This window comes from Catenovulum sediminis (genome assembly GCF_007289895.1).
In the GTDB taxonomy this organism is placed as follows: Bacteria; Pseudomonadota; Gammaproteobacteria; order Enterobacterales; family Alteromonadaceae; genus Catenovulum; species Catenovulum sediminis.
In genome coordinates, this window is record NZ_CP041660.1 from 1,616,893 (window position 1) to 1,636,372 (window position 19,480).

Sequence of the window (19,480 nt, forward strand, 5' to 3'; positions counted from 1 at the left end):
CTTCTGGTAGTTCAGTTTGATAGTGGATATTATCAGTAATTAGAGACAATATAATGATTAAAGAGAAATCCTTTTTTCACTATTATTGCATTGCGGAGAAAATAATAACAAGTATGTGGTTGTTTTATGTTTAAGGAAATCTTTGAAAAAAAAGACACTTTGCTGATTGGTATCGATATCGGTTCTTATGCAGTAAAGGCTGTGCTGTTTGAAAAAACAGACGATCAGCTCAAACTTTTGCAATATGCCTCGGAAGGCATGCCTAAAGGTGCGATGAATGAGCGTGATTTACAGGACATCGAAGCCGTTGGAAAGGTTTTATCTCGTTTGAGGAAGAAGTTCCCCAAGCAAACCAAAGAGGTTGCGGTCGCCATTTCTGGCTCTACAGTCATTAGTAAAACGGTATTCATGGATGTGAATTTTTCCGATGAAGAATTAGCAACGCAAATCGAAATTGAAGCTGATAGCTTGATACCGTACCCGATCGAAGAAGTCAGTCTAGATTTCGAACGGATTGGGGTGAACAGTGCCGATCCGGGCAAGGTCGACGTATTGCTAAGTGCAGCCAGAACGGAAAGTGTGGAAGCACGCGTTTCGGCATTGGAGTTAGGTGGCTTTAAACCTAAAGTGATGGATGTTGAAGCATACGCGCTTGCTCGAGCTGCGCAATTATGTTTACCTCAGTTACCGGAAGACTGCCGTGACAAATTGGTCGGACTAGTCGATATTGGGGCGAATATGACGCTTATGTCGGTAATTCGAGGTGAGTCAATTCTTTATACTCGAGACCAGTCTTTTGGCGGCGATGCTTATACCAAAAATATTATAAATTATTACAATAAATCCTATGAAGAAGCCGAAATGGCTAAACTGACCTTGGATTTACCGCCTAACTATACCTTTGAAGTATTAGCGCCCTTTCAGACCGCAGTTATCCAGCAAATAAGACGCGCTATTCAGATGTTTTTAACCTCGAGCGCAGAGGAGAAAATTGATTATTTGATTATTTCTGGCGGAACAGCGTTAGTTGAAGGTTTACAACAAGTGATAGAAGATGAGTTGGGCTTGCACTGCGTAATAGCAGACCCTTTCCATACCGCAGATAAAGAGGCATTAGCCGCTTCACTGGGAAGCGAAAAAATTCAGCCTGCAAGTGCCGCTTTTATGATAGCGGCAGGACTAGCGATGAGGAGTTTTGAGCTATGCCACATATAAACCTACTCCCATGGCGCGAAGAGGCTAAACAACGTAAACAGAAAGAATATGTCGTTGTATTGGCTTTATCTGCTTTGTTTGCCATCGCTTTAATGATGACAGTCAATGCATATTACAATGCTCTAATTGATAATCAGGAAACTCGCAATCAATATCTGCGTAATGAGATTGCTGTATTAGACTCAAAAATAAAAGAAATTAAAGAGCTAAAATCAATGCGTGCTAATCTTGAACAAAGGATGGAATTGATTGCTGATTTACAGAGAAATCGTAATTTAGGTGCGCAAATAATGGATGAATTAGTCAAAGTTGTGCCACCCGGTATTTATTTGGTTAATTTACAAAAATCAGATAGTAAAGTAACACTAAAAGGCAAGAGTGAATCTAATAACCGAGTCTCAACTATGATGCGGCAAGTTGATGCCTCATATTTGTTGGAGGCTCCTGTGCTAAATGCTATTGTTGCTGCAAACACAGAGCAAACTGCCCGGGTACTGAGTGATTTTAGTATGTCTGTGCGCATTCAAGCAGCTGGGTTACGCAGAGAAGAAGAGCAGGGAGCACCATAGTGGATTGGAAAAATATTGATTTAAGTGACTTAAGTGAGCTTGAACTTGATGTTAACAACATGGGCGCGTGGCCAAAAGCGGTAAAAATTATTGTTGCTGCGATATTGGCTGTGTTGGTTGCATTTTTATGTTACCACTTGTTAATAAGTGACAAGATTGAACACTATCAGAAAGTTACTTCTTTGGAGTCGACTCTTAAAACGCAATTCCAAGCGAAATATCAGGTTGCAATTAATGCTGACGCGTACAAAGAGCAAATGACGCAAATGGAAAAAGATTTCTCAGAGCTCTTAAAGCGGCTACCGACAGAAAGTGAAACACCGGGGTTGTTGGATGATATTACATATGTTGGTACCACCAGTGGTTTATCATTTAAAAAAATAAATTGGGAAGATGAAATTGAGCGGGAATTTTATACTGAGTTACCGTTAAGACTTGAAGTAGTTGGTGGTTACCACGAGTTTGGTGAATTTTTAGGGCGCGTGGCAGCACTACCCAGAATTGTTACACTGCACAATTTTAATATTGAAAATCGCGGTAGTGATGTATTAGAACTTAGTTTACTCGCCAAAACGTATCGTTATAAAGGGAATGAGGTAGGTGCTGATGAATAGGGTGCTATCTTATATTTGCATTATATTTTTATTGTCAGGTTGTGGTAGTGACATTACTGATTTGCAAGCGTTTACCGAACAGACTAAAAATACAACTCAGCCTTCAATAGAGCCGATACCAAAAGTAGAAGAGTTTGAAAGTTTTGAATATGCAGCAAGTGGCATGCGCAGCCCGTTTGTAGAACCCGAACCAGAGCTTATCCAAGACAAGTTAAGTCATAATTTAGACTGTATTCAGCCTAATTTTCGGCGCACGAAAGAGCCATTGGAAAAGTTCCCGCTGGATAATATTCAGATGCGCGGTACTATGGGCAATAAAAGTAATTTATTTGCTTTAGCCTCAGCTTCAGATGGTTCTTTATACCGGCTAGGTATTGGCAACTACATGGGGTTGTTTCATGGTCGAATTGTTAAAATAACCACAGAACACATTCATTTAGAAGAAATGGTGCCAGATGGAACTGGTTGTTGGGAAGTCAGAAAAGCAGAAATAACGATATTGGATGCAGAAACAAATTTGGGAAGTAAGTAAGATGACAATAATAAATAAAATAACACAGGTAAATACAAATTTATTTCGATTATTATGGGTGTTGTGTTTGCTGCTACCCGTAAAAACCTTTGCAATGTCGGTCTTGTATGAAGTTAAATATAATCCGATTATGGCAGGTGAAACGGAACTGGAATTTGTATTCGATCAAAAGCTGCAAACCGAACCCAATATTCAGGTGCTTAATAACCCCTCTCGTATTCAAATTGACATCGATGATGCGGATTTTGAAAACTACCTAGCTGAAATACCAATTAATATCGCGGGTGTAGAGCAAGTAAAAATTGAATATATCGACGAGAGCATACGCATAAACATATTGCTTGATTCTCTTAAAGTGTATCAAACTCGTATTGAAGGAGAGCGTTTTTATGTACATGTTTCAGATAATGCAGGCTTCAATAAAAAACAAACTAAAGAAGCATTTTTGAACAAGATTCAAGCATTAGATTTTCGCCATGGCAAAAATGACAGCGGACGTGTTTTAGTTTTTCTCCAAAGCAGCATGGCGGCAGTTGATGTACAAGAAAAGCAAGACAAAATTATTGTCGCTTTCCACAATACCGATATTCTGCCTGATCTTTTATACAAAATGGACGTTACCGACTTTGGTACAATTGTTGATTCAGTCGAAACTCACAAAGGTCGCACTCAAACCCGTATAGAGATTAAAACCAATAAGCCTTTTACTTACCAATATCAGCAATTGGATAATATCTTCACCTTAGAAATAGAAGAAGACTCGGTGCAAGGGGGGTTACTTGCTACTGAAAAATATGAAGGGGCGCCGATCTCCTTAAACTTCCAAGATATTGAAGTCAGAACCGTATTGCAGATTATCGCAGATTATAATGGCTTTAACTTAGTTACTAGTGATTCGGTGAGTGGGAATGTGACACTTAGGCTAGACGGTGTTCCCTGGGATCAGGCTTTAGACATTATTCTAAAGGTGAAAGGCCTAGATAAACGAATGGAAGGCACTATCTTATTGGTTGCGCCAAGTGATGAAATTACAGCGCGTGAAGCGAAAGAGTTAGAAGCCAAAAAACAAGTCGATCAGCTATCTCCATTATATTCTGAGTTTATTCAAGTTAATTACGCAAAAGCTTCAGCACTCGTTGCGATGTTAACCGGCGATAAAGCCAATATGTTATCTGATAGAGGTTCAGTCTCGGTTGATGAAAGAACAAATACTTTGCTTATTCGGGATACTGCTAAAGGTATTGAAAACATTAAAAAACTGGTTTCAATACTGGATGTCCCAGTAAAACAAGTTACGATAGAATCACGTATCGTGACCGTCAATGATAATTTGTCAGAAGAGCTGGGCGTACGTTGGGGATTTAGCGACCAGCAAAATTCAGATGGTGTATCTGGTTCGTTAAATGGCGCAACCAGTATCGCAAACGGTACGATACCGTCGATAACCGATAGGTTAAATGTCAATTTACCAGTGACTTCACCCGCTGGCAGCATCGGTTTTAGTATCGCTAAATTAGATGATGGCACAATATTGGATCTAGAATTGACCGCCTTAGAAACCGAAAACAAAGGTGAAATTATTGCCAGCCCTCGAATTACAACCGCCAATCAAAAAACAGCGTATATAGAACAAGGTACAGAAATTCCCTTTGTACAGGCTTCGTCCAGCGGGGCGACTGCGGTCACCTTTAAAAAAGCCGTCTTGAGCTTAGAAGTAACGCCACAAATAACCCCAGATAACAAAATAATTTTGGATTTGGTAATTACTCAGGATACTCGGGGTGATACAGTAGCGACCCCAACGGGTTCTGCTGTGGCGATTGATACGCAAGAAATTGGTACGCAGGTACTGGTCGACAATGGTGAAACCATTGTTTTAGGTGGTATTTATCAACAGCAAATGGTATCTAGTGAGAAAAAAGTGCCTTTATTGGGAGATATCCCATATTTGGGACGACTGTTCAAAACAACAACAGAATTTAATGAGAAAAAGGAATTGTTAATTTTTGTGACACCGAGAATCGTCACTGAAAAGCTATAAATACGGAGATCTTTGCAACTAGCATTGAAATTGTAACGCTTGCCCTCATATTAGTTTGACTATTTGAGGGCAATATCGTCAATTTGTTATCCTTTACTTGCTTTTGAGTGTTGAATCTTGGGATAATCGCCGCTCTTTTTTAAAGAACACTTGGATTTTCGGAGCAACTTAACTAATAGATGTGTAAGAATTAAAATGGCTGAAAAACGTAATATATTCCTTATAGGCCCAATGGGGGCCGGTAAAAGTACCATAGGTCGACAATTAGCTCAGGAGCTTCATCTCGATTTTTATGACTCAGATGCAGAAATCGAGCGCCGTACAGGTGCTGATATCGCTTGGGTTTTTGATGTCGAGGGTGAAGCTGGTTTTCGTGTACGAGAAGAAAAAGTGATTTTTGACCTGACAGAAAAACAAGGAATTGTATTGGCAACAGGTGGCGGGTCTATTATTAGTAAAGAAACCCGAAATCGCTTGTCTGCACGAGGGTTTGTTGTCTATTTAGAAACGACTATTGAAAAGCAGGTTGCCAGAACTGCGCGTGATAAGCGCCGTCCGTTATTACAAAATGGCGAACCTCAGGAAATCTTAGAGAACTTAGCTGAATCTAGAAATCCACTGTATGAAGAAATCGCTGATTTGGTTGTAAAAACCGATAATCAAAGTGCTAAAGTTGTGGCGCGCGAAATTATAGATAGATTAGGATTTTAGTTAGCGATGCACGTTTCTGAAATAGAAGTTAGTTTAGATACTCGAAGTTATCCCATCGTAATAGGGCAAGGTTTGTTAAAAGACCAGGCCTTGTTTGAGCGTCTTATTCGGGGCAAGAAAGTTGTTATTGTGACGAATGAAACAGTTGCGCCGCTTTACCTTGCTGAATTGGAAAGTACATTGAGTAATTTTGATTTGCTCAGTTTTCAATTGCCCGATGGTGAACAGTATAAATCGTTAGAATACTTTGAGAAGTTAAACAGCTTTCTATTAGAAAACAACTGTGGTCGCGATATCACCCTAGTTGCTTTGGGTGGTGGCGTTGTGGGTGATTTGGTTGGTTTTGTTGCGGCCTGTTATCAGCGTGGCGTTGACTTTGTGCAAGTACCTACCACATTATTGGCTCAGGTTGACTCTTCTGTCGGTGGTAAAACAGCGGTCAATCATCCATTAGGCAAAAATATGATTGGGGCATTCAAACAGCCTCAAGCCGTGGTGATTGATACTCAAACCTTGTCTACTTTACCGGCTCGAGAATTTGCAGCTGGTATGGCTGAAGTGTTGAAATACGGCATTGTTTTTGACCGCTCTTTTTGGCAAAGCTTGATTGATGATAAATCACTAATAACTGCGCTAGATGAGAAATCTTTGGTGACGGTGATTAAACGATGTTGTCAAATCAAAGCCGAAATAGTGGCTGCTGATGAAACAGAAAAAGGGGCTAGAGCCCTATTAAATTTAGGCCATACATTCGGTCATGCAATTGAAGCCGAGCAAGGCTACGGTGTCTGGTTACATGGTGAAGCCGTGGCAGCCGGTATGGTTATCGCCGCAAAAGTAGCTGAGCTGAGAGGGTACCTCAGTGAGGATGATTATCAGGAAATAGTGAATACTATCGCCAGTTACGACTTACCAACCAAAAAGCCAGAATCAATGCAAACAGCTGATTTTGTGAAGCATATGAAGCGAGATAAAAAAGTGCAGAATAGCGTGATGCGTTTTATTATCCCAACCGAAATAGGTCATTGTGAAATTATGGATGACCTGACAGCTCAAGAGCTGGAACTTGTTTTAAAATAATCCAAAGGCATTAACATGAAGGCGAACGTTAACGAGCGTCTGCTACATAACTTGCTTTATGTTAATGCGATTGTTTTGTATAGCGCAGTTAATCAGCCATTAGTTAGGCAGCTTGATGAGCTACAAAACGAGTTTGCGGTTAGTTATCAACCTAATTCTGACAATCCTCAAGCCATTCGCTCTTCTATTGTTCGTCATTTGTTTGATAATCCACTGCATGATCCTCAATTACCCTTAGTCGAGCAAATTAAATTATTTGGATTGCGAGACAAGCCGTTTTTAATTGTAATTAAAGGTGTGCCCAATAATGCTATTTTATTGGAACTCATCGCTTGTATATCTGTTTATGGTCTGAGTTTTAGGGTTGTTCTTGAACTTACTGCAAAAGATGCGTATATCGCATTAGAGAAGCTTTCAGCGCAAAATGTAAAGGCATCTTTAGTTGGTCCGCTCGCATCAAAATTTGAAGTTGAAAATCAAGGAAAAACAAAGGCTCGGAAAAAGTGGCCGGTTTTTTCAGCGCTCGGTTTGTTATCGTGTGCTTTAGCATTTCTTGTCTGGTACCTTTTGGTTGCCAATCCATCAAGCGAGCATAATCAACAGCTTGAGCAGGCAGCATCAGCAACGCAAGATTTATCCAGTGGACAAGTCGAAACAGTAGCAGAAGAAGGTGTATCCGATAAAGTTTCTAAGAAAATTCAACAGATAGAAGATTTAGCTGAACAAAATAATATGACTGCAGCTGAATATTTTGCACGCGAGAAACAATCTGATAAGCCAATTAACACCACAACTAACACAACAACCAATACCAAAAACAGTACAGTAAAGAGTACAGTAAAGAGTACAGTAAAGAGTACAGTAAAGGGTACAGTAAAGAGTACAAAACTATCCGATTCTTCAGTTAAAACAGGCAACGGTGAAGCGTTAACCACCATAGAAAATGAACTGTCGGCTCCACTCAATACAAATCCGCAAGAGCCAGCGCATATCGATAACAACCTGACATCGGATGAAAAAAATACGGATGAGCAGTTTGCTCAACCAACAGACCAGAACATGGCACAAAATCCAGTGCAAAAGCCTGAAAAGATGGTATCTGACGCTCGAAAAAGGTACGATTATGACAACGCTTGGTTTTTACAACAAGAGCCATCCAAGTATGTCATTCAACTAAGCTTATTAAGTTCAGAGTCTTTGTTAAAAGAATATTTGCAAGACAATCAATTAGCCGACAAAACCAAGGTGTATCATTTTCAGCAGCGCTTTGGCGTAACTTTTGGTGTTTTTGATAATATAAAAGACTTAAGAATAGCTTTAGCGAATTTACCCGCAGAGCTTACAAATAAAGGTGCATTTGCAAAACCTGTCTCGGCTATACAAAAGAGTATTCGTGAAAATTGATAAAGTAAAAAAACAACGCGCCTTTTTAAAATGGGCCGGTGGAAAATATAATCTAGTTGAGTCTATTATTGATTTGCTACCTAAGCGCAGTGATACGCTGGTAGAACCTTTTGTTGGGGCTGGATCTGTATTCTTAAACTCCGATTATAAAAAATACATACTGAATGACATCAACCCAGATCTCATCAATTTATATCGCCATTTAAAAGCCCAGCCTGAAGCTTTAATTGGTGATTGCGCGAAACTTTACCAAAGTCAGTACAATACAGAAGATGCATTTTATGCAATACGGGAAGAGTTTAATCAGGAAGCGGATAGCTACCGGCGTTCAGTGCTGTTTACTTACTTAAATCGGCATGGCTACAATGGTTTGTGTCGCTATAACTTGTCTGGTAAGTTCAACGTGCCGTTCGGGCGTTATGTAAAACCTTATTTTCCAGAACATGAAATGTATTTTTTTGCCCGCAAAGCACAAAAAGCAGAATTTACATTGCTGGATTTTGAAGAAAGTATGCGCTCTGCACCACTTAATGCTGTGATTTATTGTGATCCACCTTATGTTAGCTTAAGTGAAACTGCTAAATTTACCCAATATTCTGGTGCGGGCTTTAACCATAATGATCAACAAAGATTAGCCTCAACCGCAAACGAACTCTCTATTGAAGGGCGCAACACGGTATTGATCAGTAACCATGATACACCGTTTAGCCGCACGCTTTATCAACATGCACGTATCAAATCAACCAAAGTTGCTCGGGTGATTAGTCAAAATGTTAACAACCGACGGGCTGTGAAAGAAGTTTTGGCCTTGTATAAAGCAAATAAAATAAAACATAAACCGACTAACTCACAACCCAGCGAACAATAAGCATTAGTAAGATTAAAAAACAGATAACTGTAACAATACCGACTACAATGTAACCAAAAGGTGAGGGCTGTGAAAAGTCATCTCGTCTGTTTTTCTCGCTTTGAATGCCTATCAATGCCGCCAACACTGCTTTTAAATATCTCATTTGTCTAAGCCATTTTTGTATTGTATTAAAAAGTATAATGGCAAAAACAAAAAAGCCTGCAAATGCAGGCTTTTTAGGCTAATTAAAATTGTTTAAACAATGATAATTATAGATCGAAGTCTACAGCGTAAGAAACATAGTAACCAAGGCTTTGACCATCACGATCTGACTCTACAACACCAAATGTGAAGCCATCTTTTGAAATGCTAGCACCAATATCGATACCTTCGACAGCGAAATCACCGTCATATGAACCGATATGGAAAGCTGCTTCTAAACCGTCAGCAACCTCTACCGCATAGTCAGCTGAGATATAAGTTGAATCACCAAAGCTTGCGCCATCTGCTTCAGCATTAGCCAATACAGCGATACCTAAAGTTAATGCATCGAAAGATACGCTTGCATAGATTTCACCAAAGTCTAAATCGGTTGATGAACCAGCAGGGATCGCTGATTTTTTAGGGTATGCAAAATATACATAACCTACATCATATGCAAAACCTTCAGCTTCACCAGAAAAACCTGCGTAAAAGTCTACTTCAGAAGCTGCGAAGTCGACGTTTGATGTCCATACACCAGCGTAGAAACCTGAAGCGTCCGCATAATCAATGCCACCAGATACAGCTGCTTGATCTCCGTTTTGAGTCATACCACGCCAGTAGTAGTTAGACGTGACAGCTGCGTTTGCAGATAAACCTTCAACAGCTACTGCTGAAGTTGAAGCCATTGTTGAAACAGCGCCTAAAATTGAAGCTACAAGTAAAGTTTTTTTCATGCTAGTTCTCCCAAACTGGATTTTTTTCAATTTGCTAAATGTGCTCCAAGAGTAATTGCAACCCCTGTGCCTACTTTCATCATTCCGTTAAAAAAAGTTTCAAATCACCATAAACTAAGGGTGTTTGTGCTTTTTTGCCTGAACTGCGCTGCCAGTTTATAGCACTTATTTGGCAAAATGACTACAGTCTGTGAACCATATTGATGCAAAGCGTTGTATTTCTGTATTCACATGGTGCAATTTACCCAGGTTTTTATAAAGCATACTATTTTTTTGCATCTTTTTAGGTTTTATTTAACATATGAATGTTAAGTATTTTTATTATGAAATTTTGCTAATTGTTGGTCTCGGTCTCGATGCTGTGTAAAATACAGCACAATTCTCAATAGTTAACTCAAACAGGTTTAGATATGAATTCTTATTTAATCGCCCCCTCTATACTCGCTGCTGATCTGGCACGTTTAGGGGAAGAAGTGCAAAATGTAGTAGACGCAGGGGCTGATATTATTCATTTTGATGTGATGGACAATCATTATGTCCCAAACCTGACATTTGGACCTGCTGTTTTACAAGCGTTAAAAAAATACGGTATTAAAGCAGACTTTGATGTGCACCTAATGGTTGAGCCTGTTGATGCATTGATTGAACAATTCGCTGATGCGGGTGCCGCTTATATTAGTTTTCATCCAGAAGCCAGTAAACATGTAGACAGATCGATTGGATTGATTAAATCCAGAGGGATAAAAGCGGGTCTGGTTTTAAATCCAGCAACGCCTTTGAGCGTGCTTGATTATGTCTTACCGAGTTTAGATTTTGTGCTCTTTATGTCTGTTAATCCAGGGTTTGGCGGACAGTCGTTTATTCCATATACCTTGGATAAAATTCGCCAACTCAGAAAACGAATTGATGAGTTAGGTTTAAATACCCGTATTGAAGTTGACGGTGGTGTGAAAACCAACAATATTGCGGAAGTTGCGGCAGCAGGTGCGGATATGTTTGTGGCAGGGACTGCGATTTTCGGTGCTGAAAATTATAAAGTCGCGATTGATGAAATGCGGCAGCAGTTGGCAAACGCGAGTAAATAAATCAACAATAGCGAGCACCTTAAATATTTTACAGGTGCTCGTTTCTTATTAAAAACGTTTTAAATTCTCGGTTATGAACGCTTTAGCATAGGTGCTAAAAACCTTGCGGTATGAGACTTTTCAACTTTAACCAGTGCTTCAGGCGGGCCACTAAACAGAATTTCGCCTCCCCCGTCGCCGCCTTCAGGGCCTAAATCGACAATCCAGTCTGCGGTTTTTATCACATCTAAGTTATGTTCGATGACCACCACGGTATTGCCATGATCGCGTAGTCTATGAATAACGTTCAGTAATTGTTCGATATCATAAAAGTGTAGCCCTGTTGTGGGTTCATCAAGAATATATAGGGTTTTTCCTGTATCGCGTTTTGATAACTCACGCGCCAGCTTTACCCTTTGCGCTTCGCCACCGGATAAGGTCGTCGCCGCTTGCCCTAAGCGAATGTAACTTAAACCTACATCCATTAGGGTTTGGAGTTTACGAGAAATGGCCGGTACAGCATCAAAAAAGGCTCTTGCATCTTCAACTGTCAGTTGCAGTACTTCATCAATTGACTTGCCTTTATATTTAATTTCCAGTGTTTCGCGATTATACCTTTTACTTTTACAGACATCACAAGGGACATAAACATCAGGTAAAAAATGCATTTCCACTTTTATTAAACCGTCCCCCTGACAAGCTTCACAGCGTCCCCCTTTTACATTAAAACTAAATCGTCCGGGTTTATAACCGCGAGAGCGCGCTTCTTGTGTTGCTGCAAACAACTCTCTGATTGGGGTGAAAATGCCGGTGTAAGTCGCTGGGTTTGAGCGAGGCGTTCGACCGATTGGGCTTTGATCAATATCAACAACTTTATCTAAGTATTGAAAACCATCAATACTTTTGTATGGTGCGGGTTTATTGGTCGTTGCTTTATTGAGATGGGTTTGCGCTAGACTAAATAAAGTATCATTGATTAAAGTAGATTTACCTGAACCCGATACGCCTGTGATACAAGTTAATAATTTAGTCGGGATCTTTAGATCAACATTTTTTAAATTATTGCCACTGGCGCCTTTTAGTTCTAGCCATTCATCGCCTGCTTGCTGGCGTTTGCTGGGGATGCTGATTTCTCTTTTTCCAGACAAGTACTGACCAGTAAGTGAGTCTTTACTATTTTTGATGTCTTCAATACTTCCCTGGGCGACAATTTGACCACCATGAACACCCGCTCCCGGGCCTATATCAAGAATATAATCTGCTTCTCGGATGGCATCTTCGTCGTGCTCAACCACGATAACCGTATTGCCCAGATCGCGTAAGTGATTCAAGGTGCCAAGTAAACGTTCGTTATCTCGTTGATGCAAGCCTATTGACGGTTCATCCAAAACATACATGACACCAACTAAACCTGCACCGATTTGACTGGCCAACCGAATACGCTGCGCTTCCCCACCTGACAGTGTTTCAGCACTGCGCGATAAAGTTAAATAATTTAAACCCACATTAACTAAGAAACCGAGTCTGTCGTTAATTTCTTTTAATATTTTGTCAGCTATTTGAGCACGCTGACCCTCAAGTTTTAATTGTGTGAAAAAGTCTGCAGTCTGTTCAATTGATAAATCAGTGATGCTGGGCAAGTTGGCATCATTGATAAATACGTTGCGCGCTTCTTCTCGCAGCCTTGAGCCATGACAAGATGGACATGGCTGGTTATTAAGATACTTAATCATATCTTCGCGCACCGAGTTAGATTCGGTTTCCCGATAGCGGCGCTCCATATTAGGAATAATCCCTTCAAATGGATGATTACGGCGAATAATATCGCCCCTGTCATTCATGTAATCAAATGACAGTGAAGTTTTTCCTGTGCCATACAACACAACTTTTTGCTGTTCGGCATCTAGTTTCTGCCATGCTTGATTTACATCAAAGTGATAATGCTCAGCAACGGTTTTGAGCATCTGGAAATAATAAAAGCTGCGTTTATCCCAGCCTTTAATGGCACCGCCGGCCAAACTCAGTTCGGGGTTCTGTACAATTCTGTCAGGATCAAAATACTGTTTGACACCTAAGCCATCACAAGTACCACATGCACCGGATGGGCTATTAAATGAAAAGATTCTGGGTTCAACTTCCTGCATGCTATACCCACACTGAGTACAAGAGAAGTTAGCAGAAAATACCATTTCAGATTTTGTGGAATCATCCATCCACGCAATCACTGCAACACCATTGGCAAGTTCCAGTGCGGTTTCAAAAGACTCGGCGAGTCGGGTTTGAATATCTGCTCTAACTTTGAATCTGTCGACCACCACTTCAATCGTATGTTTTTTATGCAGCTCTAGCGTTGGCGGATCGCTTAAGTCGCATATTTCGCCGTTTACCCGTGCTCGAATAAAACCCTGTGCAGCTAAGCTTTCGAAAATTTTGATGTGCTCGCCCTTACGGTTTTTTACAATAGGTGCAAGCAGCATTAATTTTTCACCATCGGGTAAAGCAATAACTTGGTCAACCATTTGGCTTATCGTTTGTGCGGCTAAGGGTTGCTGATGAGTTGGACATCTAGGTTCACCGACTCGAGCAAATAGCAAACGTAGATAATCATAAACCTCAGTAATGGTACCGACGGTCGATCTTGGATTATGAGAGGTTGATTTTTGCTCAATTGAAATCGCCGGCGAAAGACCTTCAATATGATCTACATCGGGTTTTTCCATCAAAGATAAAAACTGACGGGCATAGGCAGATAAAGATTCAACATATCTTCGCTGTCCTTCTGCATATAAGGTGTCAAACGCCAGTGATGATTTACCTGAGCCAGACAAGCCTGTAATCACGATCAATTTGTCTCGTGGCAGAGTTAAATCAACATTTTTTAAATTGTGCGTGCGAGCGCCTCTAACTTCTATTTTATCCATAGCAGACCTGAAATTTGATATCTAATTTTACTAAACCACTGTAATGATCTACAGTATCGCATAATTTTAATTTGGCAAAACAAAAATCTGTTTAATTATACAGTACGTTTATGTGATGCCATGTTATACTTGCCAGCTAAAATTTTTGTTCAATTTGTTGTTTTTTTATGTCAGAAACGCTTACTCAATACGAAAAGAAAATTGCCGCCATACTTGCAGGTATTTTTAGCTTACGCATGCTTGGCTTGTTTATGATCATGCCAGTCATGGCTGTTTATGGACAGCAATTAGAAGGTATTTCTCCTCTTTGGATCGGTTTGATTATTGGCGCGTATGGTTTAACGCAAGCTGTGTTGCAAATTCCTATGGGTTTGCTGTCTGATAAAATTGGGCGTAAACCGGTTATTTTGTTGGGCTTATGTTTATTTGCGATAGGTAGCGTGATAGCGGCGTATGCTGATCATGTTTATTGGGTGGCGGTTGGCCGCTTTTTGCAAGGTACTGGGGCGATAGCGAGCGCAGTATTGGCGTTGGCCGCAGATTTAACGCGCGAAGAGCAACGCTCTAAAGTGATGGCCGTAATTGGCATGTGCATTGGGCTGTCGTTTGCCGCGGCTATGGTATTGGGTCCGTTACTGGCAGAAAAAGTGGGGCTAAGCGGAATTTTTGCATTTACCGCAGTGTTGGCTGTATTGGGTATTTTATTGGTCTTACTGACTGTACCCGATACGGTTTCAAAAGCGACAAATCGCGATGCTATTGCGGTCCCTGGGCAATTAAAAGCTTTGGCTAAAAATCCGCAACTGCAAAAATTAAATGTGGGTGTATTCTTTTTACATTTACAATTAACCTGTTTATTTGTGGTTGTTCCTGGCTTGCTGGTCAGTGCCGGTTTTCAATCGCAAAGCCATTGGATGTTATATTTTCCAGCCTTATTAGCATCATTTGTATTAATGGCACCTATGCTAATTTGGGCCATCAAAAGTAAACGCGAAACCTTTATGTTTAAATTCGCGATTGTTTTACTCGCTTTTGCAATGGCACTGATTTGGTTATTTGGTGATCAAGGGGTTGGTTTATTATCTGCACTGATTGTATTTTTTGCCGCATTTAATTATCTTGAAGCGAATTTACCGGCTTGGGTTAGCCGACTGGCACCGGCTGGGCAAAAAGGCTCTGCTATGGGCATGTTCTCTACGTGTCAGTTTGCCGGTGCATTTTGTGGTGGAGTATTTGGTGGCGTATTATTGCAGCAATTTAATGCGACTGGTGTGCTATTAGCATCTGCAGCTATAGTGGTTCCATGGTTAGCCATCAGCCAAAAGCTTGTTTTACCGGTTAAAACAAAACCGAAAGTTGTCTCTGTGCAGGTAGAAAACCATCAAATGGCGGAACAAATTGCACAAAAACTAACCCAAATTAAAGGGGTTGAAGAAGCGGTTGTGATTGTAGAAGAACAACTGGCATACTTAAAGATATTACCTAAACAACTGGACCAAGACGCGCTAAATATGTGCCTTGGCCAACATGTTAAAAATAGTTAGGAGAAATTCATGGCGTCTCGCGGCATAAACAAAGTAATTTTAGTTGGTAATTTAGGACAAGATCCTGAAGTACGTTATATGCCTAATGGCAATGCGGTAGCCAACCTAACCTTAGCAACTTCTGAAAGTTGGAAAGACAGAAACTCTGGCCAAATGCAGGAAAAAACTGAATGGCACAGAATCGTTATTTTTGGCAAGTTGGCAGAAATAGCGGGTGAATATTTACGCAAAGGTTCACAAGTATATATTGAAGGTAAATTGCAAACGCGTAAGTGGCAAGATCAACAAGGTCAAGACAGATATTCAACTGAAATTGTGGTGGATATTAACGGCAGCATGCAAATGTTGGATAGACGCTCTGATAATGCAGGACAGGGTGGTGGTTACCAGCAACCACAAGCGCAGCAACCACAATACAATCAAAATCAACCTCAGCAACAAGCGCCTCAGCAGAGCTATCAGCAACCTGCAGCACAGCCTCAATATAATCAGGCTCCACCGCAGCAACCCGCTCAAAATAGACCCGCGCCAGCGCCTCAAGCAGCACCGCCAGCTGAGCCAAATTTAGATTTTGATGATGATATTCCGTTCTGAGCCCTTACTAAAGGATAAAAGGATATCTGTTAGAAGTGTCTAATAAGATACTGGTTAATTGAAATAAATCTATCAACCCAGCCTCAGAGCTGGGTTTTCTTTTTAATTTAGTGATATTTACCTCTTTTTTACTCAACGCCTTTTTGCGCTAGCTGGTGCAATTTTGCTTCTTTGCTAAGATTAGTTCTGTGGTCTGTTTTAATCATCTATATTCTTTTGTATGTTCAGCTTTAGGAGCGATTCAATCAGCGAGGTCATATGGCTCGACAAAAAAAATGGCAGTCTTACATAACCCAAGTCAATCTGAATCGTTATGGGGCGTTGGGGATAACCTTGCTGTATGCATTTGTCGGTTGCATTTGGATACTGTTAAGTGACCAATTATTCTTGTATTTAACCAGTTCTTTACAGGATTTATCGTTGGCACAAACTGCTAAAGGGCTGTTATACGTGGCAGTTACCGCTGTTATTCTGTTTATATTGATCCGCAAACTACAAAAAATTCAGTTTCAGTTAGCTGAAAGTGCAATGCGAAGTGAACTACTTTATAGAGATATATTTACGGCCAGCCCAGAAGCGCAGCTGATTTATGACCCAGAGAGTTTACAGATCCTAGATGCGAATGAGCAAGCATGCCGATTATTTGACCTAAAACTAGAGGTCGATTCGAAAATCAATTTACGGCAAATTTTCCGAGAATCATTGGATACAAACAAATTTCTTGATTGGTTAGTCAATTCTACGTGTAACGATTCTCAGGATGATCAATACTTCAAACTCTGTACTAAAGCGCGCGAAGAAATGGCTCAATTGTCGATTATGCAGCATAAGGTACTCAAAGATGGACAATTCATTGGTTATCTGTTGGTCAAAGATGTGTCAGAAGTGCGTCGTTTTATCCGCAATATTGAGCATGCAGTAAAACGTCTAGATATCGCGCGTGAGGTATCCGGTATGGGGTGCTGGGAAATTGATCTAAATAACAAGCAGATATTGTGTTGTCAAAATGTCACTGAGCTATTAGACATTAAAATCCCAGCAAATACAGCCGTACCTCTTGAGCGTTTTGAGCGGGATTCGAACACTTCATTATTTTGCGACATAACCGAAGAAATGACTAAGAAAAATGAACAGGATGAAATTCGGCAGGAACATTGTATTCGGGATAAAGATCAGAAAGTTCATTATATCTTGGTAGATGCACAATATTTTGAACAAAATGAACACCGCTCAATTGTTGGAACGCTGATAGATCAAACATCACAGAAAGAAATTGAATCTCGGCTGTTGCAGCAGCAAGAGCAATGGAATAATTTAGTTGAAACCTTGCCTGATGGGGTTGCTATTATTCAAAATAATAGCGTGAGCTATGCAAATAAGGCCGTACTGAGAATGTTTCATGCAGATAAATTAGCTGATTTGCAGGCTAAAAGCATTGAGCATTTTATTGATGACAAATCTAAAACAAGTGTTAGACAGCGAATGTCTGACATCTTTAACAAGCGAGAAGATAGCGGAGGTTTTCATCACCGTCACCTATTGAGGTTAGATGGTAAGCCGTTTGAGTGTGAAATTGCCAGTAAGTTGATCTCCTACCAGGGGAAAGATGCCATCCAAATCGTCATTCGAGACTTAACCGACAGAGTAAAAGCAGAAACCGAATTAGCTGCAGCGAATCAAAGATTATCTATATTATCGTCTACCACACTTGATTTGCTTGAAAGGGAAAGAAAGCGAATTGCAGGTGAACTGCATGATGATGTCGGGCAATCTTTGACGGCTATCAAATTAGGTATTCGTTGGCTTACTCGACGTTTAACCGACGATAAGTTGATCAAAAAGGCTGAAGATATTCAAAGTATATGTACTGACACATTAGAGACTGTGCGCAGTTTATCGCTCATGTTAAGACCTGCTCAGCTGGATTCATTGGGCTTATCGGCGGCTATCGAATGGCAAGCTGAGAAGCTGTTTACAGATAGCGCTATCGCTTTTAATTTAGACGTGAGTGAATTTACTGAAATGACGGATAAAGACCAAGAAATAACCGTCTTTAGAGTCATTCAAGAGTCGCTTACAAATATTATTCGACATGCCAATGCCAGTGCAGTCACGGTAAAACTAATAAGTGAAGCTAATAAATTTTCTTTTATGGTAATAGATGATGGTATGGGGTTTGATATCAATCAACATACTGAAAGTACAGGGTTAGTCAACATGAAAGAACGGGTTGAGCTGGCGGGCGGTCAAATTCAAGTTCGTTCGTTACCAGGCGTCGGAACTGAAATTAAAGTCAGTTTGCCGGTTAAGACTAATGCAGAAATTGAAGTGGAGTAAAAAATGGCAGACAAGCGGCGCATAGTGTTAATTGATGACCATCATTTGGTGAGAGCTGGATTGCGCAGCCTATTGGAAGATACTGAAGGTTATGAGGTTGTAGGAGAGGGCGATGACGGTTCAGTGGCGCTAGATTTAATAGCAAGTCGGCAGCCCGATGTGTTGATTACCGATATTGCGATGAAACATAAAACCGGCCTAGCGATTTTACCTGATATTAAACGTCAGTATCCGGATTTACCTGTTATTCTTTTGTCTATGCATGCAAGCAAAGATTATTTGCAGGAGGCATTTGAAAAAGGAGCACAGGCATACTTGCTGAAAGACTCGGCTGAAATTGAGTTGGAATTAGCGCTGGCCGCTGTGTTTAGAGGAGAGCGCTATGTTAGCCCTAAACTGTCAGAAGCTATGCTTGAGGCTTTGTCTGGCAACACTCAAGAAGCGGACGGTCAACCAAAACAGGCCATTCCTTTGACTGATAGGCAAATCGAGATTCTACGTTTGATCGCTTTGGGCAAAGGAACCAAAGAAATCGCCTTTGATTTACATCTAAGTGCGAAAACTATTGAGTCACATCGAGCCCAAATTATGGAACGTTTGGGCATTCGAGACGTCGCAAACCTGGTACGTTATGCTCTTAAAACAGGCATAATTGACCTAGATGAAGAATAAAAAGTATTGGTTACCACACTCAACAACTCTTCACCTGATAAAGGGTATTGTAAATAACGGTTGAGACGCAGTGGGTCATGTACTTCTTTGTTAGCATGCTTGTCTCTGGCGCAGACAAAAATTGGGTTATAAACCAGGTTTGTCCGCAATTTTTGGATATCAAATTCTAGTGCCGTTCTATCATTAGGGTAGATGAGTATTAAAAAATCAGGAGACGGCTCATGCTTCAATTTATGCAGTGCATGCTCTATCGTCGAAGTTGTTTGTATCTCTAACGGAAACTCACCAAGGACTTCGCCTATTAAATCAATTAAGTTTTGTGAAGAGGCAATCAGCATTAATTTCATACACTTACTCTTTATAATAATAACACTCAGTTTGTTTAACTTATCGC

At 40.4% G+C, this 19,480-nt stretch carries 18 protein-coding genes; 14 read left to right on the forward strand and 4 right to left on the reverse strand.

The window, feature by feature from the left end; translation table 11 throughout:
- Positions 1-126: 126 nt before the first annotated feature.
- The 9 genes from FNT16_RS06560 (at position 127) to FNT16_RS06600 (ending at position 9,034) form a co-directional block, all read left to right on the forward strand.
- Positions 127-1,215, forward strand: a complete 1,089-nt coding sequence (locus FNT16_RS06560; RefSeq protein WP_143870805.1) for a pilus assembly protein PilM — start codon at positions 127-129, stop codon at positions 1,213-1,215.
- On the forward strand, positions 1,203-1,784 hold the full coding sequence (locus tag FNT16_RS06565; RefSeq protein WP_143870806.1) for a PilN domain-containing protein: 582 nt from the start codon (positions 1,203-1,205) through the stop codon (positions 1,782-1,784). The genes FNT16_RS06560 and FNT16_RS06565 overlap by 13 nt, the downstream gene beginning before the upstream one ends.
- Entirely contained in the window at positions 1,784-2,398 is a 615-nt protein-coding gene (locus FNT16_RS06570; RefSeq protein ID WP_246072413.1) for a type IV pilus inner membrane component PilO, read from the forward strand. Before FNT16_RS06565 ends, FNT16_RS06570 begins: the two co-directional genes overlap by 1 nt.
- The gene (locus FNT16_RS06575) at positions 2,391-2,930 is read left to right on the forward strand and encodes a pilus assembly protein PilP (RefSeq protein WP_143870808.1); all 540 of its coding nucleotides are present in this window, start codon (positions 2,391-2,393) and stop codon (positions 2,928-2,930) included. The genes FNT16_RS06570 and FNT16_RS06575 overlap by 8 nt, the downstream gene beginning before the upstream one ends.
- A gap of 1 nt (position 2,931) precedes the next feature.
- Positions 2,932-4,971, forward strand: a complete 2,040-nt coding sequence (locus tag FNT16_RS06580; RefSeq protein ID WP_143870810.1) for a type IV pilus secretin PilQ — start codon at positions 2,932-2,934, stop codon at positions 4,969-4,971.
- Between the two features lie 195 nt (positions 4,972-5,166).
- Positions 5,167-5,682, forward strand: coding sequence for a shikimate kinase AroK (gene aroK / locus FNT16_RS06585; protein WP_143870811.1), 516 nt, complete (start codon positions 5,167-5,169; stop codon positions 5,680-5,682).
- A 6-nt stretch (positions 5,683-5,688) separates the two neighbouring features.
- Complete coding sequence (gene aroB / locus FNT16_RS06590) at positions 5,689-6,762, forward strand: 3-dehydroquinate synthase (protein WP_143870813.1); 1,074 nt, start codon at positions 5,689-5,691, stop codon at positions 6,760-6,762.
- A 15-nt stretch (positions 6,763-6,777) separates the two neighbouring features.
- Positions 6,778-8,166: an SPOR domain-containing protein gene (locus FNT16_RS06595; RefSeq protein WP_143870815.1), complete on the forward strand. Its 1,389-nt coding sequence runs from the start codon at positions 6,778-6,780 to the stop codon at positions 8,164-8,166.
- Positions 8,156-9,034 carry a Dam family site-specific DNA-(adenine-N6)-methyltransferase gene (locus FNT16_RS06600; RefSeq protein WP_143870816.1) on the forward strand — a complete coding sequence of 293 codons (879 nt, stop codon included), beginning with the start codon at positions 8,156-8,158 and terminating at the stop codon, positions 9,032-9,034. The genes FNT16_RS06595 and FNT16_RS06600 overlap by 11 nt, the downstream gene beginning before the upstream one ends.
- On the opposite strand, the gene FNT16_RS06605 is transcribed toward FNT16_RS06600, so the two are convergent.
- A complete protein-coding gene (locus FNT16_RS06605; RefSeq protein WP_143870818.1) occupies positions 9,009-9,179 on the reverse strand; it encodes a DUF2970 domain-containing protein in 171 nt (56 codons plus the stop codon). The genes FNT16_RS06600 and FNT16_RS06605 overlap by 26 nt on opposite strands.
- A gap of 106 nt (positions 9,180-9,285) precedes the next feature.
- Entirely contained in the window at positions 9,286-9,954 is a 669-nt protein-coding gene (locus FNT16_RS06610) for a TorF family putative porin (RefSeq protein ID WP_143870819.1), read from the reverse strand.
- Positions 9,955-10,364: 410 nt separating this feature from the next.
- Here FNT16_RS06610 and rpe point away from each other — a divergent pair, with 410 nt between their 5' ends.
- A complete protein-coding gene (gene rpe / locus FNT16_RS06615) occupies positions 10,365-11,039 on the forward strand; it encodes a ribulose-phosphate 3-epimerase (protein ID WP_143870820.1) in 675 nt (224 codons plus the stop codon).
- Between the two features lie 71 nt (positions 11,040-11,110).
- Here the strand turns inward: rpe and uvrA are convergent, their stop codons facing one another.
- Positions 11,111-13,939 carry an excinuclease ABC subunit UvrA gene (uvrA, locus tag FNT16_RS06620; protein WP_143870822.1) on the reverse strand — a complete coding sequence of 943 codons (2,829 nt, stop codon included), beginning with the start codon at positions 13,937-13,939 and terminating at the stop codon, positions 11,111-11,113.
- Between the two features lie 167 nt (positions 13,940-14,106).
- On the opposite strand from uvrA, the gene FNT16_RS06625 reads away from it, so the two are divergent.
- The 4 genes from FNT16_RS06625 (at position 14,107) to FNT16_RS06640 (ending at position 19,086) form a co-directional block, all read left to right on the forward strand.
- Positions 14,107-15,483 carry an MFS transporter gene (locus FNT16_RS06625; protein ID WP_143870824.1) on the forward strand — a complete coding sequence of 459 codons (1,377 nt, stop codon included), beginning with the start codon at positions 14,107-14,109 and terminating at the stop codon, positions 15,481-15,483.
- A gap of 9 nt (positions 15,484-15,492) precedes the next feature.
- Positions 15,493-16,077: a single-stranded DNA-binding protein gene (gene ssb, locus FNT16_RS06630; protein ID WP_143870826.1), complete on the forward strand. Its 585-nt coding sequence runs from the start codon at positions 15,493-15,495 to the stop codon at positions 16,075-16,077.
- A 258-nt stretch (positions 16,078-16,335) separates the two neighbouring features.
- Positions 16,336-18,414 (forward strand): sensor histidine kinase, encoded by a 2,079-nt coding sequence (locus FNT16_RS06635; protein ID WP_143870828.1) that lies wholly within the window; start codon positions 16,336-16,338, stop codon positions 18,412-18,414.
- A 3-nt stretch (positions 18,415-18,417) separates the two neighbouring features.
- Positions 18,418-19,086, forward strand: a complete 669-nt coding sequence (locus tag FNT16_RS06640; RefSeq protein WP_143870830.1) for a response regulator — start codon at positions 18,418-18,420, stop codon at positions 19,084-19,086.
- Here FNT16_RS06640 and FNT16_RS06645 read toward each other — a convergent pair.
- Entirely contained in the window at positions 19,044-19,433 is a 390-nt protein-coding gene (locus tag FNT16_RS06645) for a hypothetical protein (protein ID WP_143870831.1), read from the reverse strand. The genes FNT16_RS06640 and FNT16_RS06645 overlap by 43 nt on opposite strands.
- Positions 19,434-19,480: the final 47 nt, after the last annotated feature.